Below are 23,634 nucleotides of genomic sequence, written 5' to 3' on the forward strand. Positions count from 1 at the left end.
GATGGCGGCCCGGCCCGGGGAGCCTCGAAAGCCTACGTAGTCAAATGACTCATGCTGCCGAGGAAAGGGACGAGCTGGAGGCTGTCCCAGCTCGTCCCAGGCCTGCCGCGCGCTGCTCCCGACCAGGCCGCACCAGTTCGATGCCTCGCTCGCAGTAGAAAGCCGGCGGGGCGCGTAGGCGGTGGCATAGCGCGTCGGGTGATCTGCTTAGCTGACGCGATGAACAAGCCAACTACCCAATCAGGTAAAGACGTTGATCCCGAACGGCTTTTCCAGGACCCGTACGCGGTCTATGGCAGGCTCCGCGAAGAGGGGCCGGTTCACCAGGTCACCGGTACGGACGGCCTCCCCGCCTGGTTGGTCACACGCTACGAAGACGTCCGTCAGGCGTTCGCCGATCCCCGGCTGTCCCTGGACAAGCGCCACGCGGCCCCGGGCGGCTACCGCGGAATGGCGCTGCCGCCCGCGCTGGACGCCAACCTTCTCAACATGGACCCGCCGGACCACACACGTATCCGGCGCATGGTCTCCAAGGCCTTCACTCCCCGGCACGTCGAGCGGTTGCGGGTGCCGGTCCGGCGCGCCGCCGACCAGCTGCTGGACGCACTGGCCGACGAGGAACGCGCCGACCTGATTTCCGCCTACGCCGCCCCGCTGCCGATCACCGTCATCTGTGACCTCCTGGGTGTGCCCCTTTCCCGGCGGCCCGACTTCCGCGCCTGGACCGACGCCCTGGTGGCACCCGACCCGGCGCGGCCGGAACGAGCACGGGACGCCGTGGGCCAACTGCTGTCCTTCTTCACCCGGCTGATCGCCGACAAGCGCGCCACCCCCGCCGACGACCTGCTGTCTGCCCTGATCGCCGTACGGGACCAGGAAGACCGGCTCAGCGAGGACGAGCTGATGTCGCTGGCCTTCCTCATCCTGGTCGCGGGGTACGAGAACACGGTGCACCTGATCGGAAACGCGGTCGCGGCCCTGCTCGCGGCCCCCGACCAGTTGGCGGCCCTGCGAGCCGATCCGGGTCTGCTGGATGGGGCGGTGGAGGAACTGGCACGCTACGACGGTCCGGTACCTCTCGCCATCCGCCGGTTCCCCACCGAGGACATCGCCATCGGTGGCGTCACCGTGCCCGCCGGCGAGACGGTTCTGCTGTCGCTCGCCGCCGCGCACCGTGACCCGCGCCGCTTTCCGGACGCCGACCGGCTGGACCTCGGCCGGGACGCCGCCGGGCACCTGGCCCTGGGGCACGGCATTCACTACTGTCTCGGCGCTCCGCTGGCCAGGATGGAGACCGGCATCGCGCTCACTGCCCTGTTCGACCGCTTCCCCGACCTCTCGCTCGCCGTTTCCGCGCAGGACCTGCGCCGGCGCCCGTCGATGCGGTCACGGGGGTTGATCGCGCTGCCGGTGCGCACGAAGCACGTGTGAACCACACGATGCCTGAATATGCGCCGATGGGACCGATCACGGCCCTATGGGGCACTTTCAGGCCCTTCCATCACCCGGAGCGCTAACTTCGCTGATGACCCATCGGCCAATAGCGAGTGTGGAGGTTTCGGCTGTGAACGGCATCCGTACTGAGAGCGGCTTGTCCGGACGGACCGTACTGGTGGCGGGCGCCACGGGCGGGATCGGGGAAGGAGTGACCCGCGCCCTGTTGCGACAGGGGGCGAGAGTGGTGGCCACCGGTCGTGCCGAGGATCGGCTGGCCCGTCTCGCCGCATACGTGGACGGGGTGGGGCCCGGCACTCTGGACACGCAGGTGGTCGACGTCGGCGACCCCGACAGCGCGGCCGTGCGGGAACGGCTTGCGGCCCTCGGTGACCTGGACGGCGTCGTCATCACGATCGGCGACTGGGGAAGCCCGGAGCGCACAGCCATCCTGGACACGTCGTCCGAGGAATGGCAGCGCATGATCGCGGCCAATCTGACCAGTCACTTCCATGCGCTGCGCACACTGACTCCGTTGCTCTCCAAGAACGGCGCGCTGGTGCACCTCAGCGGGTTCAGCGCCGAGATCCCCTACCCGTTCGCCGCGCTGGTCGGTGCCACCAACGCGGCGAAGAAGTCCCTGGTGCGATCCCTCACCGCCGAGCTGGACGGAGCGGGGCCGAAGGTTTACGAGTTGGTGATCGGCCCCATCCGTACGCGCCCGCGGGCTGCCATCGGCGCCGACAGCCCGCACTGGTTCAGCGCCGACGACCTGGGACGGCACGCGGGCCTGCTGATCTCCGGCGAGAGTCCACTCGCCGAGGCTCCCTTGCAGTATCTGCTCACCCGCGATCAGGGCGTACGGACGACGCCGCTCCAGTGACCGCGGCTCCTGGATGCTGCCGCCGGGCGGTACGGCGCCGATGCGCGGCTGCCTGATGTGAACTCGAACCACACCTTTGACGTCGAGCCTCGTTGAGCGCGGTCCCGAGATCTGACCGAGGTTCTCATCCGGCTCTCTCGGTGCCCTCCCCGGCGGACAGTCGGTCACCTGACCGCTGCCGCCGGACACTGCACCGCGGACGCACCCTTCATACGGCAGTCGTCTGACGGAATATCACCGCGGGCCGCCGCACCATGCTGAGATCGCACCCTCTCCTCTCGTGCGGGCCGGCGCCGAGCTGTCGTCCGTGCGCGATGCGGTGGTGACATCCGAGGTCCGGATCCCCAGAAGGCCGTATGAGTTCCCAACGAGTCCGCGTCAACCCCCAGATCGTCACCGCCGCAGCGATCACCCTCTTCACGCTCGTCGTGGTCACTGGCAACGCTTCGGTGAGTCCGGCCACTTGGCCCGTCACCGACGTGGTCACGGAGCCCAACGTCGTGGTGGTGCAGAACGCGAAAGCCCGGCCGATGCGGGTCGAAGGTCATGAGTCCTGACTCTTCGTCGCCCCCGCGAGCCCTGGCACGAAACCCACTCAGTTCGTTCCGCGTACATCGCCGTTTCGGTCGGTTCGGCACGACGACGCCAGGTGTGAGGCGGCCACCGCCTCCCTTCCGTCTTCTTTGCTCGCGCCGGGAACCGGTAGTTCGAGCTGGAGGAGGTCGTGGCCGCGCGACTCCGCGGTGTCCGGTCCACCGCGCGGGGCCGGCCGTGCCCCCAGAGCGCGGCAGATGGCGTTCATGCGTCGGTTGGAAGGAGAGGTGAGCACTCGCACGGTGCTCATGCCCAGGCCCGCGGCCTGGGCGAGAGCCCAGCGTGTCAGCCCTGTTCCCAGGCCCGCGTTCTGCCAGTCGTCCTCCACGAGGAGGGCCAGCTCGCCGCACCGCTCGTCGTCACCGCGCAGCAGATGGGTGACGGCGACCACCGCGTCGGGAGCGCCCGCGGCAGTGGTCACCCAGCTGACACTGTGTCCGGCACGGGTCAACTGCGCCCACTCCCGTTCCCGCAACGCGGAGCGGACCGTCTGGTACCGGCTGTAGATCGTGTCCGATGAGCACCGGCCGTGCATGGCGTTCACGGCTGCCAGGTCCGCCGCCAATGCGGGCCGAGTCACGGTCGCTCGGCCCGACCGAGTCACGATCAGGCGGCTGGCCAGGACGTGGGAAAGAGGTGGCAGAGGCATCGAAAGTACCCTTCATGGCCTGTTGGTGGGATGGGTTCGACGGATGGGCGCTGGGTCCTTGGCTTCGGACCCTCATGTGCATGGAGTCGATGGACGGCGAGGGCGTGCTGGTGCCGCAGACCCGTGTACGCGGGCAGGGGTACGGGCGGTTCGACCGCGTGGTCCGCGGCTCAGCCGCGCCAGACCCAGGTCGCCCTCTCGTAAAGCCGCTCGAAGCCGCCGCGCAGCATGTTGTGCAGGGACGTGTTGTGTTCTCCGGGACCCTCCGCGCCGGTTTCGGCGACGAGCCAGCGACAGCCTGCGGCCCGCGCAGCCTGGGCGCGAGCGGCGAGCAGGGCCGTCTGAGCGCCCCGGCCCCGCGCTTCGGGAAGGGTCGCCCCTCCGAACATGTCGGCGCAGTCACCATGGAGGAAAAGGCTGCCGACCGCGACGATCCGCTCGCCCTCCCGGACGGCGTACTGCCGCCAGTTCGGCCTTCCAACGCACGAGGCAGCCATGTCGATCATGGCCGCAGACTCGGTGAACCCGAAGGTCGTCATCATGCCTGTCGCCCACTCGCGCGCATGGTCGGACTCGACCGGGCCGACGCGCAGCGAAGGGTCGAGCGCGGTCACGCCGGCAGGAGCGGTGAGGGCGGTTTCGATGTCGCACCCCAGTTTGACGAATCGCGGCCCCTCCTTGAGGCCGAGCCTGGTGGTGATCGCGGTCCAGTCCCGCGGCAAGGAGCTCGGTGCGATCATGAACGAGCCCTTGGTCACGCCCTGTTCACGGTAGAAGTCGATGACGCGTGTGATGAGTTCCGCCGTGACCGGCTCGTCACCGAACCCGCCGGCCCGGTTGAAGAACTTGCTGGGGTCCGCACGGACAGCTACCGCGAGCACCGAACCGAATCGTCGCGCACCGGCACCCAGCTCCTCCCTGATGGATGGCTCCGCCCCGGCGGCGAAGTCCGTGTACGCCTCGATCTCGGCCCGCTCGCCCAAGCCGGTCGGCAGGGTGGTCCTCATGTGCGTTTCTCCTCTTCTGGTACCCGACGCCTACGCGGGTGATGAACATGCCTGCGGGTTGGAGCGGCTCGATGCGCGCACCGGTCAGCACAAGCCACGTCAGGAGGTCACCCTCACCGTGGGGTCGGATGTGTCCTGCGTGCCGTGAACGGCGCGGATGGTGAGCGGCGGGCCGTAAGCGCATGAAGCGAAGCGAGGCTCACCGGGCGACTCAGCCAAGCGGTGACGGGGCGCGCAGACCGAGGGGACAGCTCCGGTCCCCGAGAGAGATTCAAATGTATCTCGTCCGTCGACCTACCCGCCGACCGCTCAGGGCCGGATACCTGAGAGTCGCACACGTAGGTCGGATGACCGATCACGGGGGACACCAGCGCCGCGAAGCTGGAGTCCCCAACACGAAAGGAGTCGCGGACATCATGGTCATCGCGAACGAAGCACCGAGTGGACCCGGCCGCTGGAACGAGTCGAGGATCGCAGATCTTCTGGGATCCGCGGCGTGGAAGGTCATGGTCGGCGGTGGTGTGGTCGCCGCCGCCGTCGGAGTCGTGGCTCTGGTCTGGCCGGGCGCCACCCTGACCGTCGTGGGTGTGCTCTTCGGCGTCTACCTGCTCGCCTACGGCGTGACGCAGCTCGTGGGCGCGTTCGGACCCCATGTTCCCGGTTCCTACCGGGCCCTTCTGGTACTCAGCGGGACTCTGAGCGTGCTGCTCGGGCTGATGTCCTTCCGCAGCGTGGCCCAGTCACTTTTCCTGCTCGCGATCTGGATCGGCTTCGGCTGGCTGCTGAGCGGCATCTCGATGATCACAGCGGCGGTCTCGGGGTCCGAGCGTCCGCTGCGGGCGTGGAGTGGACTCCTGGGCGTCGTCACTCTCCTCGCCGGACTGACGGTTGTCATCTGGCCGTTCTCCTCCATCGCCAGTCTGACGATCGTCGCCGGTATCTGGCTGGTCGTGATCGGGGTGACCGAGGTCGTCCACGGCGTCCAGGTGCGCCGCCGGACGACCACGCCGGTGCTCTGACATTCCTCGTCGGAACTGGGCTCCGACCAGAGCGGTCTGGCGTGGGTCGGGTCGCCACCGGCTCGAACGGCCCTGTAGCGGTGCCGCGTTGCGCGTCCCGGACCCCGTGGCGTGCTGTTCGCCGGCCGGTCGGTGAGGACGAGCCGCGCGGGTGCGGAATCCTCTGACGTCAGCAGGCCGACGTATCACGGCTGGGGCGTGGGCGACTGCGACGGACTTCGTCAGCGCACGCGCCCCAGCAGAGCCGAGAGAGCCACCCGGGTCTTCGCTCCCGCGGACAGGGAGACCCGGCCGGCCATCACCGCGTCGGGGTCGGCCTCGATGCTGTCGAGCAAGCCGCGGTAGATCCCCGCCATCGCGCCGACGCAGGCCCGGCTGCGACCGTCGAGCAGTGGCAGCAGCCGGAAGCCCTCATCGAACAGCGCGCGTGCTCTGCTCGCCTCGTGTTTGACCAGACCGTTGAAGTCCGCGCCGGACGGGATCCTGCCGTCGGCGAACCATGCCTCGTCGCAGTGGAAACGTGCGAGGTCCTCGGCGGGGAGGTAGCGCCGGCCCATCGCGGCGTCCTCGCGGATGTCCCGGAGAATATTGGTGATCTGCAGGGCCAGCCCCAGTGTGTCGGCGTACTCCTGGCCCCGATGGGTGTCCGTGCAGCCGAACACGCCGAGTGACAGCCGCCCGATGGAACCCGCCACGCAGCGGCAGTAGACGAGCAGGTCGTCGAAGCTCTTGTACTCCGCCTGTTCGACGTCCATCGTGACGCCGGCGATCAGTTCGTGAAACGCCGTCAACGGAAGGGGGAAGCGCTGAGCAGCGTCCGCGAGCGCCACACGGACGGGGTCGTTCGCGTCCTCACCCGCGCTGCCCTCGGCCAGACCGTCGACCATCGAGCCGACCCGTGCCAGCAGCTCCGTCTTGCGCTGTCTGTCCAGGGTGCCGTCGCCTATGTCGTCCACCCTGCGTGCCAAGGCGTAGATCGCGGACAGGGCCCGCCGTTCGGGACCTGGCAGCAGCCGTACGCCGTAGCTGAAGTTCTGTGCTTCCGCGCGCGTCACTTCCTCGCAATAGCGGTATGCGGCGCGGACATCATCCGGGTGTGCGGGGACGTGGTCACCGATTGCAGCCACACTCATCAACTTTCTGGCTGGGGGGAGGGCCCGGCCACTCATGACGGAAGGCGCCGGGCGCGATCACGTCAGGCTAGTGACCGCGAGCGGCGTACTCGGCCGTGAAGGTCCCGAGGGGAAACATGTCGTCCCTTTCGGGTAGCGGCGATCACCGAGCGGGCTCCACCAGCGGAGACGAACGCCATGGCACCAACTCACCTGCCCACCAGCCACGTTCTCTCTGAGCTCGCCTGGCCGTCCGGCCCGTTTCCTCTTTTCCTCGTGGTCCACGTCGGCTGTTACGTTGCACGCCTACACACGTGTGATAGTCGTACGGCAGGTGCCGTGGCTGGAGACGCACGTCCGCCGATCAGTGGCCGCCGACTCGCTCATCCGCAGCAGATTCCTGCCGGGTGCGCAGTCGTTGACGGGCCGTCAAGCAGGAGGATTCATGCCGAACATCGCGGAGAACCTGTCGAGGACGGCTCGGCTTCATCCCGATCGCCCAGCCCTGCGGTTCGGTGACGTCGTGACGACGTACGCGGAGTTGGACGAGGCCGTCTCCCGCGTCGCGAGGGTGCTCCGGGCGGATGGACTGGTGCCGGGAGACCGGGTGGCGCTGATGCTGCCGAACGTCCCCGCGTTCGTCTCCCTCTACTACGGAGTGCTGCGCGCGGGCGGAGTCGTCGTGCCCATGAACCCTCTGCTCAAGGAGAGGGAGATCAGGCATTGTCTCACCGACTCGGGTGCGGCCCGCCTCTTCGCGTACGAGGACGTCGCGCGGCAGGCGGCGGTGGGCGCGGCCGGGACGGGCACGTCGGTCGACGCTGTCGGTGCGGCCCTGACACCGGTCGACGATCGGACCGGTCCGGCCGAGCCCTGCCCCCGGGACGACGGCGACCTCGCCGCCCTCCTCTACACCTCCGGCACGACCGGCGCGCCCAAGGGCGCGGCGCTCACCCACGGCAACCTCGGCAGCAACGCCAGGGTCCTGGCTGAGGACGTCGTTGACATCACCGCCGACGACGTGATGATGGCCTGCCTTCCGCTCTTTCACGCCTTCGGCCAGACGGGCAGCATGAACGCGTCGGTCCGCCGGGGCGCCTGCCTGGTGCTCGTGCCCCGCTTCGACCCGGCCGGGGTGCTGCGCATGTTCACCGATTTGAGGGTCACGATCTTCATCGCGGTGCCCACCATGTACAACGCGCTGCTGCACCATCCACCGGTCGTCGACGGCCCGGAAGCGGACACACTGCGGGTGTGCGTTTCGGGTGGATCCTCTTTGCCGACCGAAGTGTTGTACGGCTTCGAGAAGCGCTTCGGCTGTTCGGTGGCGGAAGGCTACGGGCTGTCCGAGACGTCACCGGTGGCCTGCTTCAATCACCTCGACCGGCCCCGCAAGGCCGGTTCCATCGGCACGCCGATCCGCGGGGTCGAGGTCCGGCTCGTGGACGACGCGGGCAGCGATGTGGCGTCTGGCCAGGTCGGGGAGATCGCCATCCGAGGCGCCAACGTCATGACCGGCTACTGGAACCGACCCGAAGAGACCGCACAGGCGATCCCGGACGGCTGGTTCCGCAGCGGAGACATGGCCCGGCGGGACGAGGACGGCTATTACTTCATCATCGACCGCAAGAAGGACATGATCGTCCGAGGTGGGTACAACGTCTACCCGCGGGAGATCGAGGAGGTGCTCTACGAGCACCCGGACGTCCTGGAGGCCGCGGTGATAGGCGTCCCGGACAAGCATTTCGGTGAGGAGGTCGCCGCGGTCGTCGTCCTCACTCCGGTGGGGCGCGCCACTGAGGACGAACTGCGCGCCTACGTCAAGGACCGGGTCGCTCCCTACAAGTACCCGCGGGAGGTCCGGATCGTTCCCTCCCTGCCCAAGGGGTCCACAGGGAAGATCCTCAAGCGGGAGATCCAGCTGCCCCGATGACCTGTCGGCGGCGTCTGCGGACGGGCTGAATGAAGTGCCTTGAGCAACGGGGCGGCCCGGCACCGCCGACGCGGTGCCGGGCCGCCCCGGTGTCCCGACCCAAGGCGTCAGCCCTGGCGGGCCTTGAAGCGAGGCTCCTTCTTGTTGAGCACGAAGGTCACGCCACGCCGGCGCACCACCTGCGCACCGGGCCTGTTCTTCAATGAGCGCAGTGACTTGCGTACCTTCATCGCGCGGTCCTTCCGTAGCGCCGTTCATATCGTTCGACCCGGCCCGCGGTGTCCATGACGCGCGAGGTGCCGGTGTAGAAGGGGTGGGTCGCCGACGAGACCTCCACGTCGACGACGGGGTACGTGGCGCCGTCCTCCCACTCGACCGTGCTGGGCGAGTCGAGTGTGGAGTGGGCGAGCATCTGGAAACCTGCCGCGCGGTCGCGGAAAACGACGGGACGAGACACGGGGTGGATGCCGGACCTCATGGAATGTTCCTCCTGCTCGGATCAGCGTTCTTCACGGAACTGGACGTGCGCGCGGGCCACCGGGTCGTACTTGCGCAGAACAAGCCGGTCGGGGTCGCTCAGGCGGTTCTTTCGGGTCACGTAGGTGACTCCGGTGCCGGCTGTCGACCGCAGCTTGACGACGGGCCGCGTGGTGCTGCGTGCCATGAGGCTCTCCTTTCGTCCGCCACCCTCCGAGCCGATTGACTCGGTCATGTCAGACGTTCCTTGCAACGCTCGCACCCCGCGGCGCATTCCCGGACGTGGCCGCGCGCTCCCCGGCCGCACGCACCGCCGCCGAGAGACCGGAGATGTCGTACGCGCCGTCATGCCTGTGTCCGTTGACGAAGAAAGTGGGCGTGCCGGCCACGCCGCTGAGATCCGCCGACTCCACGTCCTCGGCGATCCGCGCCGAGCCCCGGTGGGCGCGCAGGTCCCGGTCGAAGCGACTCATGTCCAGCCCGAGCTCCGCGGCATAGCGCCGCAGGTGGTCAAGCCGCAGCGCCCCCTGGTGGCTGAACAGCAGATCGTGCATGTCCCAGAAGCGTCCCTGCGAGGCCGCCGCCTCGGCGGCCTCGGCGGCCGGTTGTGCGTGCGTGTGAACATCAGTAAGGGGCAGATGGCGCCACACGTACCGCACGTCGTCGAAGTCTCCGAGCAGCTCCCTGACGACGCCTTCCGCCTGCCCGCAGTACGGGCACTCGTAATCGCCGTACTCCACGACGGTCACCGTCGCGTCCTCGGGCCCTCGGACGTGGTCCCGGTCGGGGTCGACCGGAACCACCAGGTCGGTGATCGTCTCCGCTCGGCCGAACAGCAACCGCTGCCGCGGCCCGTTCGGCAGCGTGCTGATCGCCGCCGTCACGAGCTGGCTGGTGAGAAAGGAAGCGACCAGGGCGCTGAGGATGCCGATCTTGGCGTCCTGCAGCTGTGTTCCGTCGAAGGCCAGGGTCGCGATGAGCAGGGAGACGGTGAAACCGGTGCCCGCCAGAGTGCCGCCCGCGGCGACGGCGCCCCAGCCGACCGGCGGGCGGATTCTTCCGCTGCTGAGCCTGTACGTCAGTACGGACGCCCCGAGGATGCCCAACGGCTTGCCGACGACGAACGCGAGCAGGATGCCGATGGTGACCGGCGAGGTGAACGCGCGTCCCAACCCCGCGGCGTCGAGCGGAATCCCGGTGTTGGCCAGGGCGAAGAGCGGGACGACGAGATAGCTCGTCCACGGGTGGAACAGGCCCTGCAGGCGGTCGTTCGGTGAAAGGGCGTAGGCAAGGCCGGCCCGCGCCGAGCGTTCCCGTTCGGGTGTCGGCTGCTCACGGAACATCCGGAACAGGCCGGTGGCGTGCTCAAGGTCCTCGCGGGCCGCCGGGTGGGCGTAGGTGAGCAGTCCCATGGCCAGGCCGACGACCACAGGATCGACGCCCGACTTCACCAGCGCACCCCATACGACGACGGCCAACAGCGCGTAGACCGCGCCGCGGCGCACCCTGAGCGCGCGGGCCAGAAGGACCCCGCCGAACACAGCGATCGCGAGAAGCAGGGCCGGTATGTCCACATCGGCGCTGTAGGCGACCGCGATGACGCCCAGGGAGAGGAAGTCGTCGACCACGGTGATCGTCAGGAGGAACACTCTCAGTCCACTCGGCAGACGGCGTCCGACGACCGCGAGCATGCCCAGCGCGAAAGCCGTGTCGGTGGACATGGCCGCTCCCCAGCCGTACGCGGACGGCTGTCCCGCGTTGACCGCGAGGAAGAGGACGACGGGGACCACCATGCCGCTGAGCCCGGCGACGAGCGGCAGGACCAGCCGCCGCCGGTCGCGCAGCTCGCCCACGTCGAACTCGCGCCGCGCCTCCAGCCCGACGACGAAGAAGAACAGAGCCATCAGCCCGCTGTTGATCCACTCTCGCAGCGAGAGGGACAGACCACGGGTGCCTGCTTCGACCGAGAGATGGGTCCGCCAGAACGAGGCGTAGGCCGCGGGAGCCGTGTTGGCCCACAGCAGCGCGGCGAGCGCCGCCGCCACCAGGACGGCGGCGCTGCCCGTCTCGGTACGCAGGAAGTCGCGCAGCGGCGAGCGACGGCTGCCCCCGCTCCGACCTGTGTAGTCATCGAGTGGGAAGGCCACAGGGCGTCTCCTTCCGGCGCATCCTGGTGTCGCTCCGCCGCCCCGCTGCCGCTCCGTGCCGCATCCCGGTTCAGACCGGACGGGGGGTCGAGGGCAACGCGAAGTTGTTGTCGAAGAGATGGCCGGGGTCGTAGTGCCTCTTCAGCGTGATGAGCCGGTCCAGCACGGGTGGCGGGAAGGCGTTCTGGAGCTGCCGCGGGCCCGTGCGGGTCTCGAAGCTCAGGTACAGCCCGTCGATGAGGGGAGCGAGCCTGTCCCACTGGCGGTCGAGGTCGTCGCGCAGGGCCGGTACGGTCGCCGCCATGAGCGAGAAGTTCTGGGTCCGGTGCGCGTAGGCCATGGCCGCGGCCGGAGTGTCGTTGACCGCTCCGCCGACCGACCGCAGCTGGACGATGCCGGCCGCCGTCGCCACCGCTGTGACGGCACGGGCCACCTGGTCGTCGATGTGGTGCAGCAACCCGGAACGCGACACGCTCATCGGCTGCTGTGCGTGCTGCGGCTGGTGACTGGTCGGCAGCAACTGGTGGTAGGGGACCGGGAGAAGCTGGTTGCCCAGCACCGGCCCCACGGCGGCCAGCGGCCGCAGTGCCGTGCGAGCGGCGTCCAGGTCCTCCCCTGCGTACACCGTCATCACCTGCGCGAGGGGGCGGCTGCCCGGCCCGCCGGCAAGGGTCAGGAAACTGGTGACCGTGCGCGGGGAGGACTCCGTCCACTGCCCCCAGCGAGTCAGCAGGCCGACGGTGTCCGCGGCGTCGAAGACGCTGATGTCGACGCAGACCCCGTTGACTCGTGAGGCCTGGAACTCGAAGGCGGTGGCGATCCCGAAGTTGGCGCCGGCACCACGAACGGCCCAGAACAGGTCCGGGTCGTGCCCGGCGTCCGTACGCACCGTGGAGCCGTCGGCGAGGACCAGCTCGGCCGCCCGCATGCGGTCGATCGTGAGTCCGTGCGCCCGCGCCATGAGACCGATACCGCCGGCGGTGGCCAGCCCGCCGACGCCGACGTCCCCCGTGTCACCGGAGGACAGCGCCAGCCCGTACGGGGCGAGCGCTGCGGCGACGTCTCCCCACCGGGCCCCGGCCCCGACGCGCACGAGCCCGGTGTCGGCGTCGAGTACGGTCACCGCGGCGAACCGGGCGAGATCGACGACCAGGCCTCCGTCGTTCGTGGACCGCCCGCTGATGCCGTGGCCTCCGCTGCGTACGGTGAACGGCAGGTGTTCGTCCCTCGCGTGCGCGAGGGCCGCCGCGATGTCCCGCGTGTCACGCACCGGGAGGACGGCGGCCGGGTGGCCCGCACGGGTGTAGGTGTGGCGCACGGCGCCGTAGCCGGGATCGCCCGGCCGTATCGCGAGGGCGGCGAGGCGTTCCGGAAGAGCGTGCTCGGAGGCGGGGGAGGGGCCGGGGAGGGCAGGCATCGGCACGTACTTTCGGAGGATTCGGAGGGTATGGAAGAGAGGGCGGACGGAGACCGGTGCTCGGCGGCGTCGGCGCGGCAGTCCGGGCTCGGCACACCGGCGCACGTGCTGGGAGCGCGAGAAACACGCGCCCGCTCGGGCACGCGGGATGCCTTTTCGTATGCTCGCTCAGAGGCAGGGCGAAAGGGTACGGTCGAATGACTTAGGGCGCTGGATTAATGACTTAATGCGCCGGAAACGAAAGCCATCTCTTGTAACACGCGGACGCCTCCAGAAGAACGTTTTCGTGGGGACGGTAGCGATGTGCTGTCTGAATGTGCCTTTTAGGGCACGTCTTCGTCTGCCGTCGAGCGATGCAGGTAAGCGGCTCGTAATGTGTGAGTGAAGGCGACCGGCATTCCGTAACGGTCCGGTGCGCCACCCGTTGCGTCCTCACGAAGCAGGAATCTCCTCATGTCGAACAGTACGACGGCGGGCGCGCACTCTCTTGTGCGCGCCGAACAGCAAAGCCCCGGCTATTGGCGGGTCACCTTCGACAACCCCCCGTTCAATCTCTACGACCCCGAAGTGGAGACCGCTCTCGCGGAGGTCGTCGACCGGTTGGAGAACGACTCCGAGGTCAAGGTCGTGGTCTTCGACAGCGCCCTCCCGGACTTCTTCATGGCGCACCTGAACCTGGGCAGGGCCGCCGAGTTCGGGAAGGGCATGCCGACCTGGTTCGACCTCGTCGGCCGGCTCGCCACCGCCCGTTTCATCACCGTCGGCTCCCTCCGGGGTCGCGCCCGCGGTATCGGCAACGAATTCCTGCTCACCCTGGACGTGCGCTTCGCGAGCAGGGAGAAGGCCGTCCTGAGCCAGTTGGAGATCGGCACCGGCATCATTCCCGGCTGTGGCGGCATTGAGCGTCTGCTGCGGCTCACCGGACGGTCCCGGGCGCTGGAGATCATCACCTCCGGTGAGGACTACGACGCCGACACCGCGGCGCTGTACGGCTGGATCAACCGGGCCGTCCCCGACGCCGAACTCGACGCTGTCGTCGACCGTTTCGCCCGGCGTGTCGCCTCCTTCGACACCGAGGCCCTCCGCGCGGTCAAGGAGATCGTCAACGAGGAGGCCCCCCTGCACACTCCCGCAGAGCTGGCGGCCACCCACGAGCGCTTCGCCGCGCTGCTTGCGCGGGAGTCCGTGCAAACGCGTCTGCGCCAGTCGGCGAAGGCGAGTCCCGAAGCCGTTCGCGACCTTGAGCTCAACATGGGCGAGCGCCTGGGCGCCCGCAGCTAGGTCGCGTCCGTGAGGTCTCGTCGTCCGCCCGGAGGCGGGCCCGCGGCGCGGTGAGGTTTTCCAGCCGAACGAAATGGACCGCGCGCAGAAGTGTGCTCCCGGCGTTCCGGGCGCCGCGGGGCCGGGGACGCCTCAGAGCGAAAGCTGGGGGAAGGACTGTGCGGACGCCTGCCGGGACCGCCCGGTGGATCGCGTCGCGGACGCGGCCCCCGGCACAGAGCCGCGGGTTGCCTGGATGCCCTGACCCGTCGGCCAGGCTGGCTCAAGGGCCCTCGGCGGATCGGTGCGCACAGCCACGGGCCCAGAGCGCATATCGGCGGCGTCCGTCATCACCGTGGTCCGCGACGCCACGGCCCTCGCTCTGGCCACTTACGCACCGAGCCTCGCTCGTCAGCGGCCAGCAGTGGCCGCCGCCTTCATGTGTCCTTATCGGCCCGCCGGTTCTGGGGCCGACAGCGGACAGCCGACAGCCGACGCCGCGGCCTTATCGGGCCGCGTGGTGACACACCCTCGAAGTGACCCGCTGAGGACCGTCGGCGCGGTGCGCAACGGCGCCCCCGCCCTTCCGCCGAACCCACTCGTCCCGACCGACAGGTACCTGCCATGACCACTGAGTCCATCCACAGCCAGATCACGACGCCCAACCTCCACGTGGAGGCAGCGGACGGGGTCACGTATCGCTATCGCCGCTTCGGGCGCCCTGCCGAGAGCGGGCTGCCCCTGGTCTGCCTGGTGCACTTCCGCGCCAACCTCGACAACTGGGACCCCGAGTTCGTGGACACCCTCGCAGCCGAGCGCGAGGTGGTCCTGGTGGACCTCGCCGGTGTCGGCGGCTCCACCGGAACCACTCCGAACACCGTGGAGGAGATGGCATACAACGCGATCGCCTTCCTCGACGCCATCGAACTCGACCGCTACGACCTGCTCGGCTTCTCTCTCGGCGGTTTCATCGCCCAGGAGATCGCCCTCTTCCGCCCTTGGCAGGTGCGCCGCCTGGTCCTGGCCGGCACCGCCCCCCGGGGCGGGCGGGACATCCACCTCTACACGGCAGGTGCCATCCGTGACACCGCCTTCGGTGACGAGCCCGCACCCACGGACCTGCTCACCCTCTTCTTCGAGAAGACCCCCTCCAGCCAGGCCAAGGGCGTGGAGTTCCTCAAGCGCCTCGCCCTGCGCACCGCGGAGCGGGACACCCCGACCGGCCTGGCCGTCCGGGACGCGCAACTGACGGCGATCTCGGCGTGGGGCGTGCGCGACGAATCCCGTCTTCAGCGCCTGGAATCCATCCGGCAGCCCGTTCTCGTCGCCAACGGTGACAACGACGAGATGGTCCCCACCCAGAACACGCATCTGCTCGCCGAGCACCTGCTGAACGCCAGGGTGAGCATCTACCCGGATGCCGGACACGGCTTCCTCTTCCAGTACCCGGCGCAGTTCGGCCACGAGGTGAACGCTTTCCTCGGCAGCTGACAGGCCCTGGCTCGCGACCCGTACCCACACGCCGGCAGGCCCGGAGCCGGGCCGGTTTCGCTGCCGCCCGAACTCCACGTATCAGAAGCAGGGATTTCCCATGCACATTCAGCTTCATGCCCGCCTCGACGGCGTGCGCCCCGTTCCGCCAGCACCCCATGGGTCGTCCGTACTCCGTGCGGTCGCGAGCAGGAAGGGCAGCTGACCGTGAGCGGACACTACGACGTCGTGGTCCTGGGCGCCGGGCCGGGCGGATACACGGCCGCCGTGCGCGCGGCCCAACTGGGCCTGCGCGCCGCCGTGATCGAGGAGCGGTACTGGGGCGGGATCTGCCTGAACGTGGGCTGCATCCCGGCCAAGGCGCTGCTGCGCAACGCCGAACTGGTGCACACCTTCACCCACGAGGCCAAGACCTTCGGCATCGAGGTCGACGGCGAGGTGCGTTTCGACTACGGCGAGGCATTCCGGCGCAGTCGCCGGGTCGCCGACGGCCGGGCCAAGGGCGTCAACTTCCTCATGCGGAAGAACAAGATCACGCAGTACGACGGGCGCGGTCACTTCACGGACGCCCACACGCTCACGGTGACGGGCACGGACGGCACCACGCAGACGGTGACGTTCGAGAACTGCATCATCGCCACGGGTGCCACCGCCAGGCTGCTGCCCGGCACGCGGCTCAGTGAGCGGGTGGTGACCTTCGAGGAACAGATTCTCGCCGAGGAACTGCCGGACAGCGTCGTCATCGCGGGTGCGGGCGCGATCGGTGTCGAGTTCGCGTACGTGCTGCACAACTACGGCGTCCAGGTGACCGTCGTCGAGTTCGCGGACCGGCCGATGCCCCTGGAGGACGAGGAGGTCTCCGCGGAACTGGCGCGCCGGTACCGTCGGCTCGGCATCGAGGTGCTGACCTCGACCCGGGTCGAGTCGATCTCCGAGGAGGACGGCAGGGTACGGGTGAGTGTCATCCGTGACGGGCAGCGGCAGGTTCTGGAGACCGACAAGGTGCTGCAGGCACTCGGGTTCCAGCCGAACGTGACCGGCTACGGGCTGGAGAACACCGGGGTGCGGCTCACCGAGCGGGGCGCCATCGATGTCGACGGCCGTCTGCGGACCAGCGTCCCCCACATCTTCGCCATCGGCGATGTCACGGCCAAGCTGATGCTGGCGCACGCCGCCGAGTCGATGGGCATCGTGGCGGCGGAGACCATCGGCGGAGCGGAGACGATGGAACTCGACTACGTCATGATTCCGCGTGTCACGTTCTGCAAGCCCCAGATCGCGAGTTTCGGCTGGACGGAGGCCCAGGCACGGGAGCGCGGCTTCGACGTCCGAGTGGCGAGGTTCCCGTTCACCGCGAACGGCAAGGCCCAGGGGCTCGGCGATTCCACCGGCTTCGTGAAGATCATCAGCGACGGCACCCACGGCGAACTCCTGGGTGCCCACCTCATCGGTGCCGAAGTGGCGGAACTTCTGCCGGAGTTGACGCTTGCCCAGCAGTGGGACCTGACCGTCCACGAGGTGGCCCGCAACGTGCACGCCCACCCGACTCTCGGCGAGTCCGTCAAGGAAGCCGTCCACGGCCTGGTCGGCCACATGATCAACATGTGACGCCGCTCGTCGTCCGGGGGCGGACGGCCGAAGTCGGTTGCTGGGGCCGCCACAGGGCGGCCCCAGGGGGTGGGCATCCGCGTGCCCGCACGCCGTGCACGGTGTCCTCGCGTTTGCGGAGTGACGGTGACATCAGCAGGAGCGGCGCCAGACGATGCAGCGTCCGGTCAGGAGCCTGACTCCTCCTCGCCGACACCTCGGAACAAAACCGCACGCTTTGCTAGGTCGATTGGCAGATGGCCGTGAGCCAAAGCGCGCACACACTGAACCACATGGCTGGGCGGCGGAGTCCGGGGAGTGTGTCCCGGACTCACACCTTGTGCAGAGCAAAGATCCCGCCGCCTACCCGAACAACGCACCAAGAAGAGGAGTACGACCATGAGTGATCTTGTCGAGCTGGCGATCGAGGCGCACGGCGGGTTGGAGCGCTTCAACCGCTACTCGTTCCTGACCGCCAAGCTCCACCAGGGTGGCGTCCTGTGGGGCCTCAAGGGCAAGCCCACTGTCTTGGAGGACTGCGAGGTGCGGGTCGACCTCAAGCGCGAGTGGGTCTCCCACGGACCGTTCTCTCCGACCCGTAACCACTCCGTCTTCACCCCGAACCGGGTCACGATCGAGACCCCGGACGACGAGGTGGTCGAGCAACTGGACGCTCCTCGGGGGTCGTTCGAGGGCTACGAGATGGAGACGCCCTGGAGCGACACGCAGGTCGCGTACTTCGCCGGCTACACCATGTGGACCTATCTCACGTCGCCGTTCATCCTCAAGCAGCCGGGCGTGAAGGCCGAGGAGATCGATCCGTGGCAGGAGAGCGGTGAGGAATGGCGACGTCTGCGCGTCGAGTTCCCGGACACCATCGCCACGCACAGCACGGTGCAGACCTACTACTTCAACGCCGACGGCCTCCTCGTCCGGCACGACTACGAGGTGGATATCCAGGGAAGCAACCCCGCGGCCCGGTACCTCATCGACCCCGTGGAGGTCCAGGGGATCACGCTGCCGTCCAAGCTGCGCATCTACCCGCGCCAACCCGACAACACCCCTGCCCCGGAGCCGCTGATCGTCTCCGTGGATCTGTCCGACTACCGCTTCGAGTGATGTCGGCCCGCCTCCGGCGCTGACAGGTCGTCCGGGTGTCCGTGACTCATGCGTTCCCCCCACATACCCTCCGTGACGCATGTCTCACGGACCCCAGACAAACAGGAGAAAAGTGTCAGCCGCACCGATAGTCGCGTTCCGCCGCCTCGGCGTTTCGCGGGCGCCCCACGACACCCGGGTCATCCTCGGCACCGTACACGTGCTGGGTGCTGGAATCGGTGGGCTGTTCGCCGCTCGGGTCCTCTCCGACCACGCCGAACGCGTCGTCGTGGTCGACTCTGACGCGGCGACGGCCGACATCACCGGCGCGCCTCGTCCCGGCGTGCCGCAGGGGGCCCAGCTCCACACTCTGCTGCCTGGCGGCTTGCGGCAGTTGGAGTGCTGGTATCCGGGGGCCGCACGGCAAGCCGAGGCCCGGGGGGCCGTGCTGCCGGGAGCGGAGCGAAGCGTGTCGTACGTGGACGGGATCCGCCAGGTCGATACCCCCAACGTGAACCCCCTTGTCTGCAGTCGGCCCCTGCTCGAAGGACTGATACGCGAACGGACCCTGGGACTGCCGAACGTGGAGACGGCTGTCGGCCGGGCCACGGGCCTCACCTACGATCGTCAACGCGTGACCGCGGTCAGGTACGAGACCGTCGCCGGTGAGACCACGCAGGCCACCGACTTCGTCGTGGACGCCACCGGCCGCGGCAGCCGGATCGCCCACTGGCTGGGGGCCGGGGGCTGGCCACGGCCGACACTGGAGCGGCTGCCCGTGGGCGTCCGCTACACGACGGCTTACTTCCGGCGTGCGCCCGACTGGGACGGACCGCTCAGCGGCATCGCGCGCCTCAACGCGCAGCCGGGGTTCGCCGGGGCCGCCGTGAACGCCATCGAGGGCGGGCGGTGGGCCGTCATGCTGGCGTCGTACGGTGACGCCCCGGTCGGATGGGACGCGGACACCTTTCGGGCCCGGTGCGAGGAGCTGCCGCCTGTCTACCGAGAAGCCGTGAGGGGCCGGCCGATGGGCCCGCTTGTGTCGTTCCGGCACCCCGAGAGCCGGTGGCGGCACCTCGAGGAGCTCGAAAACCTTCCCGCCCGGCTGGCGGTGACCGGGGAGGCCGTGGCGTCGTTCAACCCGGTCTACGGCCAGGGCATGAGTTCCGCAATGCTGCACGCCTCGTGCCTGTCGGAGTACCTGCGCGGCGATCCGGACCTCGACACTCCCGCACGGCACTTCTTCGACCTCCAATACGTGGTCACCGCCGCCGCGTGGCAGACGTCGACGGCCGCAGACGCGGCGCGCCTGGGCCCGGTCGGGCACGCCGCCACGCCTGCACAGCGCCGCATCGTGTGGGCGACACGGAACGTGTTGGCGGCCGCGGTCCACGACCGCGAGGTGGCCACCGCCTTCCGCGACGTGAGCTTCATGCTCACGCATCCGGCCACTCTCCTCGAAGCGGGCCTGGTACGACGTGCGGCGCGGGCGAACGGTGTCACGGACGCGGAGTTCGACCGCGAGTACGGGCCGCTCGGAGAGGCGCACTGAGACCCGGTCCGATGGCTGCGGGGCCGCCCCCTCAGCCGACCGCCGACGGGGCCTCGACGTCCTCCTGTATCCGGGCGGAGGACTGTGATGCCTGGAAGGTCCGGCGGTACGCGCCCGGAGAGACGCCCAGCTCGGCGTTCATGAGCTGACGCAGGCTGGCGGCGGTGGCGAAACCGATCTCGGCCGCGATTTGATCGACGGTCAGCTCGCTAGTCTCCAGTAGGTGCAGGGCGCGGTCGAGACGCTGTCTGATCAGCCACTGACGTGGTGTCACCCCGGTCTCGTCCCGGAACCGGCGGCTGAAGGTCCGCATGCTCATGTGGGCGTGTCGGGCCAGCTGTGGCAGGGGCAGCGGCTCGCCGAGACGCTCCAGTGCCCACTGGCGGGTGGCGGAGGTCGACGTGGTGTCGGCCTGCGGTATCGGGCGTTCGATGTATTGGGCCTGCCCACCCTCGCGGAAGGGCGGCACCACACAGCGGCGTGCGGCGCTGTTGGCCAGGCGGATGCCGTGGTCGGTGCGGATCAGGTGCAGACACAGATCGATGCCGGAAGCCGCTCCCGCCGATGTCAGTACGTCGCCGTCGTCCACGAACAGCACGCTCTCGTCGAGACGGATGTGCGGATACCACTTCCGGAACAGGGGAGCGCACTCCCAGTGCGTGGTGGCCGGACGGTGGTCCAGCAGCCCCGCGGCGGCGAGGACGAAGCCGCCTGTGCAGATGGAGGCGATGCGGGTGCCCGGGGCGATCCGCGCCAGAGCGGCCAGTGCTTCGGGCGGCGCTTGCTGGGTCAGTCCGCCGGGGTCGACCGGCGCGACGATCACCGTTCCCGCGGATTCCAGCACTTCGGGACCGCGGTCCGGCGTCACGGTGAATCCGCCGTTGGTCCGCACCGGGCGGCCGTCCGCAGAGGTGACAACAACGTCGTAGCGATCATCGGCCGCCCCGAGGATACGGCTGGGGATGCCCAGCTCGAAGGGGTAGACCCCGTCGAGGGCGAGGACCACGACCCGATGGGGCGCCGTGGAGGTGGCCCGAAGATCCTGTGGGTGAAACATGGCACGATTCTATCGCCTATTGGCTTTTCTGCCATGGTCGAATTCGGCGCGGGCGAGCACCATGGTGGTCATGAACGACATCACGCAGGACACCCCGACCATGCGAGCCGTCAGTCAGGACACTCACGGCGGTCCCGAGGTCCTCAAGCCCGTCACCACCGCCCGCCCCGTGCCCGGCCTGGGCGAGATCCTCGTACGCGTGCACGCCACAAGCGTGAACCCGGTCGACGTCATGAACCGGACGTCGGGTGTCTTCGTCGGCAAGGCGCCGTTCGTCCTCGGCTACGACGTGTCGGGCACCGTCGAGGCCGTCGGCCCGGGCGTGACGGTGCACAAGACCGGCGACGAGGTTTTCGGCATGCTGCCGTTCCCGCACGGACATGGCTCCTACGCCGAGTACGTTGTCGCGCCTGCCCGCCCGTTCGTCCGTAAGCCGGCGCGGCTCGACCACGTGCAGGCCGCAGCGTTGCCCATGGCCGGTCTCACCGCCTGGCAGGCCCTGGTGGAGACCGCCGGCATCGGCAAGGGCAGCCGTGTCCTGATCAACGGTGCGGCCGGCGGCGTGGGTCATCTGGCCATCCAGATCGCCAAGGCTCGAGGCGCACACGTCGTCGCGGTGGCCGCGGGCTCCCACGCTGATTTCGTTCGCGAACTGGGTGCGGACGAAGTCATCGACTACACCACGACCGGCATCACCGAAGCCACGGGAGACCTGGACGCCGTCCTGGAGACCATCGGCGGTGACTATCCCGTCCAGGCCGTCCAGGTCCTGAAGCCCCGTGGTGTCCTGGTGTCCACCTTGCCGCCTTCCCTCGCGCCCGCCGCGGCCGCGGCGGGCGAGCGCGGAGTCCGGCTCGCCGGGCTGTTCGTCGAGGCCGATCGCTGGAGCATGAACGAACTGGCCGCCCTCGCCGCTGACGGTCGCTTGAACCCCGTCGTCGATGCCACGTTCCCTCTGGAGGAAGTCGCCAAGGCCCATGCGACCAAGCCTGGACATGGCAAGAACGTCATCGTGGTGGCCTGACCCGGCGCAAGCTCGCAGCCCAACCCGCCCCGCACCGCCCCGCAGTGCGGGAGGGCGGTGCGGCCCGCGCACACTGGTGTGTGATCGCGCCGGTCGAACCGACGGGTGGTCGGCCGGCCGCAGGCGCTGTGACCGCGCCGACCAAATGCCGGGAACAGGCGGTTCTTGAGCGCTACTGCGCACCTGTCCCACGACACCACGACGCGACGGCCGTCGCTGAACACGGAGCCGTTCAGGCAGATATGGCCGCGTCGGCGCCCAACCCGCCGTCCACCGTCGCGCGACCCGACCGAAGAGAGAGCTCATGTATGGATCCCGTGTTGTTGCTCTGGGGCACTATCAGCCGACCCGCGTGCTGACCAACACCGAACTCGAAAGCATCGTGGAGACGAGCGATGCCTGGATACGGCAGCGCACCGGGATCGTCACCAGGCGCGTCGCCGCGGAGGACGAGTCCGTCGCCGACATGGCGACCGCCGCAGCGCGCAAGGCGCTGGCCGACTCCGGGGTGGACCCGGCTGATATCGGCATGGTCACCGTCGCGACCTGCTCCGCCATCGACCGCAGCCCCTCGATCGCGGCCCAGGTGGCAGCCGGCCTGGGTGTGCCGTCCCCTGTCTGTTTCGACCTCAACAATGCCTGTGCGGGTTTCTGTACCGCGCTCGCCTGCGCCGACCACACCTTGCGCGCCGGGGCCGCTCGGCACGCACTTGTCATCGGTGCCGAGAAGATGTCGGACCTCGTGGACTGGACCGACCGCAGCACCTGCATCCTGCTCGGTGACGCGGCCGGCGCCGCCGTGCTCAGCCGGACGGACGAGGCCGGCGCAGGAATCGGCCCCGTGGCCTGGGGCTCCGACCCGTCACGCGGAAACGCGGTGCGGCTGATGGGCTCCTGGAAGCCCCGGTTCGAACAGGAAGGGCAGACCGTGTTCCGCTGGGCCACCAGCGAACTGCCCGCCATCGCCCGGCAAGCCTGCGAGCGAGCCGGGATCGCCACCGCGGATCTCGCCGGTGTGGTCACCCATCAGGCCAACCTCCGCATCATCGAGTCGCTTGCCCGTCACCTGAACCTCCGGGACGACGTCGTACTCGCCCGTGACGTCGTCGAATCGGGCAACACCTCTTCGGTATCCGTTCCCCTCGCACTTTCGAAGCTGGTCGAGCGCGGCGAACTGCCCTCCGGCGCACCGGTACTCCTCTTCGCCTTCGGTGGCGGCCTTTCCTGGGCAGGGCAAGTCGTCACATGCCCTTGAGTGCGGCAGAGAGTGTCAGGGCCCCGGCTTCGAGCGCTTTCCTATCCGCGGGGACCGAGAGGGGACGACGTCCACGGAACCTTCATCGGTGTCTTCGTTCGCGTGTCCCCCTGCTGCGTGCCGGAGCCCTTCAGTCCCGAGAGGCGATGCGTTCGCGTGGTGACATGCCACCCCACACGCCGAAACGGTCTTCGCACCCCAGAGCCATGGCCGCGCACTGCTCGATGACCTTGCATCCCCGGCAGATCGAGCGGGCCGCCTCCTCCCGCTCTCGTCGCTTGCGGCCCCGCTCCCCGGGCGGGGAGTAGAAGGCAGCGCTGTTCATACCGCGGCACGAGGCTCGTTCCTGCCAACTCCAGTCGCTCAACAAAGGCCTGAGCTGAGTACGCATTTCCCGTCTCCTTCCTCCCCCGCACCTCAGAGCTTGCGGGGCTTCATTGCCGTAATGCTCCGTTTGGGCTGCTCCGCGAGACATCAGTCAGATGACCAACATCCGCGACGAAGCGGACAAGCACGCCTTCTGGTGCAGTCGCTGTCATTGGCCCGTTCGCCGTCTGAAGACCGTGGCCACCTACGACGTTGCGGTACCTCCCGGTGTTCCGCTCCCGCCGAGATCCGTGGCGGCAATGCGGTGGTCG

The 23,634-nt window shown here is 68.9% G+C and carries 22 protein-coding genes; 12 read left to right on the top strand and 10 right to left on the bottom strand.

What is annotated here, in order from left to right; genetic code table 11:
• The first annotated feature begins 219 nt into the window (after positions 1-219).
• From ABZ930_RS26560 to ABZ930_RS26570, 3 genes are all read left to right on the top strand, one after another.
• Complete coding sequence (locus ABZ930_RS26560) at positions 220-1,431, top strand: cytochrome P450 (RefSeq protein WP_361552567.1); 1,212 nt, start codon at positions 220-222, stop codon at positions 1,429-1,431.
• Positions 1,432-1,591: 160 nt separating this feature from the next.
• A complete protein-coding gene (locus ABZ930_RS26565) occupies positions 1,592-2,317 on the top strand; it encodes an SDR family oxidoreductase (RefSeq protein ID WP_361552570.1) in 726 nt (241 codons plus the stop codon).
• Between the two features lie 356 nt (positions 2,318-2,673).
• Positions 2,674-2,874 (top strand): hypothetical protein, encoded by a 201-nt coding sequence (locus ABZ930_RS26570; protein WP_361552573.1) that lies wholly within the window; start codon positions 2,674-2,676, stop codon positions 2,872-2,874.
• Between the two features lie 38 nt (positions 2,875-2,912).
• On the opposite strand, the gene ABZ930_RS26575 is transcribed toward ABZ930_RS26570, so the two are convergent.
• Positions 2,913-3,560: a GNAT family N-acetyltransferase gene (locus ABZ930_RS26575; protein WP_361552576.1), complete on the bottom strand. Its 648-nt coding sequence runs from the start codon at positions 3,558-3,560 to the stop codon at positions 2,913-2,915.
• Between the two features lie 170 nt (positions 3,561-3,730).
• Entirely contained in the window at positions 3,731-4,567 is an 837-nt protein-coding gene (locus ABZ930_RS26580) for a GNAT family N-acetyltransferase (protein ID WP_361552579.1), read from the bottom strand.
• 416 nt (positions 4,568-4,983) lie between these two features.
• On the opposite strand from ABZ930_RS26580, the gene ABZ930_RS26585 reads away from it, so the two are divergent.
• On the top strand, positions 4,984-5,586 hold the full coding sequence (locus ABZ930_RS26585) for a DUF308 domain-containing protein (protein WP_361552582.1): 603 nt from the start codon (positions 4,984-4,986) through the stop codon (positions 5,584-5,586).
• 221 nt (positions 5,587-5,807) lie between these two features.
• Here the strand turns inward: ABZ930_RS26585 and ABZ930_RS26590 are convergent, their stop codons facing one another.
• The gene (locus ABZ930_RS26590; RefSeq protein ID WP_361552585.1) at positions 5,808-6,713 is read right to left on the bottom strand and encodes a squalene/phytoene synthase family protein; all 906 of its coding nucleotides are present in this window, start codon (positions 6,711-6,713) and stop codon (positions 5,808-5,810) included.
• A gap of 430 nt (positions 6,714-7,143) precedes the next feature.
• Here ABZ930_RS26590 and ABZ930_RS26595 point away from each other — a divergent pair, with 430 nt between their 5' ends.
• Complete coding sequence (locus ABZ930_RS26595; RefSeq protein WP_361552588.1) at positions 7,144-8,631, top strand: long-chain fatty acid--CoA ligase; 1,488 nt, start codon at positions 7,144-7,146, stop codon at positions 8,629-8,631.
• Positions 8,632-8,738: 107 nt separating this feature from the next.
• Here ABZ930_RS26595 and ykgO read toward each other — a convergent pair whose 3' ends face one another.
• The 5 genes from ykgO to ABZ930_RS26620 form a co-directional block, all read right to left on the bottom strand.
• Positions 8,739-8,861: a type B 50S ribosomal protein L36 gene (gene ykgO, locus ABZ930_RS26600; RefSeq protein ID WP_361552591.1), complete on the bottom strand. Its 123-nt coding sequence runs from the start codon at positions 8,859-8,861 to the stop codon at positions 8,739-8,741.
• On the bottom strand, positions 8,858-9,109 hold the full coding sequence (locus tag ABZ930_RS26605) for a type B 50S ribosomal protein L31 (protein ID WP_361552594.1): 252 nt from the start codon (positions 9,107-9,109) through the stop codon (positions 8,858-8,860). Before ABZ930_RS26605 ends, ykgO begins: the two co-directional genes overlap by 4 nt.
• A gap of 21 nt (positions 9,110-9,130) precedes the next feature.
• A complete protein-coding gene (gene rpmG, locus ABZ930_RS26610; protein WP_361552597.1) occupies positions 9,131-9,295 on the bottom strand; it encodes a 50S ribosomal protein L33 in 165 nt (54 codons plus the stop codon).
• Positions 9,296-9,344: 49 nt separating this feature from the next.
• Entirely contained in the window at positions 9,345-11,255 is a 1,911-nt protein-coding gene (nhaA, locus tag ABZ930_RS26615; RefSeq protein WP_361552600.1) for a Na+/H+ antiporter NhaA, read from the bottom strand.
• Between the two features lie 70 nt (positions 11,256-11,325).
• A complete protein-coding gene (locus tag ABZ930_RS26620; RefSeq protein WP_361552603.1) occupies positions 11,326-12,672 on the bottom strand; it encodes an FAD-binding oxidoreductase in 1,347 nt (448 codons plus the stop codon).
• Between the two features lie 453 nt (positions 12,673-13,125).
• Between ABZ930_RS26620 and ABZ930_RS26625 the strand changes: the two genes are divergently transcribed.
• The 5 genes from ABZ930_RS26625 (at position 13,126) to ABZ930_RS26645 (ending at position 19,660) form a co-directional block, all read left to right on the top strand.
• Positions 13,126-13,953, top strand: a complete 828-nt coding sequence (locus tag ABZ930_RS26625) for an enoyl-CoA hydratase/isomerase family protein (RefSeq protein ID WP_361552606.1) — start codon at positions 13,126-13,128, stop codon at positions 13,951-13,953.
• 603 nt (positions 13,954-14,556) lie between these two features.
• Positions 14,557-15,423, top strand: coding sequence for an alpha/beta hydrolase (locus tag ABZ930_RS26630; protein ID WP_361552609.1), 867 nt, complete (start codon positions 14,557-14,559; stop codon positions 15,421-15,423).
• Positions 15,424-15,630: 207 nt separating this feature from the next.
• Positions 15,631-17,031: a dihydrolipoyl dehydrogenase gene (gene lpdA / locus ABZ930_RS26635; RefSeq protein WP_361552612.1), complete on the top strand. Its 1,401-nt coding sequence runs from the start codon at positions 15,631-15,633 to the stop codon at positions 17,029-17,031.
• A gap of 378 nt (positions 17,032-17,409) precedes the next feature.
• Positions 17,410-18,129: a hypothetical protein gene (locus tag ABZ930_RS26640; RefSeq protein WP_361552615.1), complete on the top strand. Its 720-nt coding sequence runs from the start codon at positions 17,410-17,412 to the stop codon at positions 18,127-18,129.
• 79 nt (positions 18,130-18,208) lie between these two features.
• Positions 18,209-19,660: an FAD-dependent monooxygenase gene (locus ABZ930_RS26645; RefSeq protein ID WP_361552617.1), complete on the top strand. Its 1,452-nt coding sequence runs from the start codon at positions 18,209-18,211 to the stop codon at positions 19,658-19,660.
• A gap of 31 nt (positions 19,661-19,691) precedes the next feature.
• Here ABZ930_RS26645 and ABZ930_RS26650 read toward each other — a convergent pair whose 3' ends face one another.
• Positions 19,692-20,717 (bottom strand): helix-turn-helix domain-containing protein, encoded by a 1,026-nt coding sequence (locus ABZ930_RS26650; protein WP_361552620.1) that lies wholly within the window; start codon positions 20,715-20,717, stop codon positions 19,692-19,694.
• Between ABZ930_RS26650 and ABZ930_RS26655 the strand changes: the two genes are divergently transcribed.
• The gene (locus ABZ930_RS26655; RefSeq protein ID WP_361552623.1) at positions 20,716-21,741 is read left to right on the top strand and encodes an NADP-dependent oxidoreductase; all 1,026 of its coding nucleotides are present in this window, start codon (positions 20,716-20,718) and stop codon (positions 21,739-21,741) included. The two genes, ABZ930_RS26650 and ABZ930_RS26655, sit on opposite strands and share 2 nt — an antisense overlap.
• 304 nt (positions 21,742-22,045) lie before the next feature.
• Entirely contained in the window at positions 22,046-22,996 is a 951-nt protein-coding gene (locus tag ABZ930_RS26660; protein WP_361552626.1) for a beta-ketoacyl-ACP synthase III, read from the top strand.
• A gap of 130 nt (positions 22,997-23,126) precedes the next feature.
• Here ABZ930_RS26660 and ABZ930_RS26665 read toward each other — a convergent pair whose 3' ends face one another.
• Positions 23,127-23,471, bottom strand: a complete 345-nt coding sequence (locus tag ABZ930_RS26665) for a WhiB family transcriptional regulator (RefSeq protein ID WP_361552628.1) — start codon at positions 23,469-23,471, stop codon at positions 23,127-23,129.
• Positions 23,472-23,634: the final 163 nt, after the last annotated feature.

The organism is Streptomyces sp. NPDC046716, from assembly GCF_040645755.1.
GTDB lineage: Bacteria > Actinomycetota > Actinomycetes > Streptomycetales > Streptomycetaceae > Streptomyces.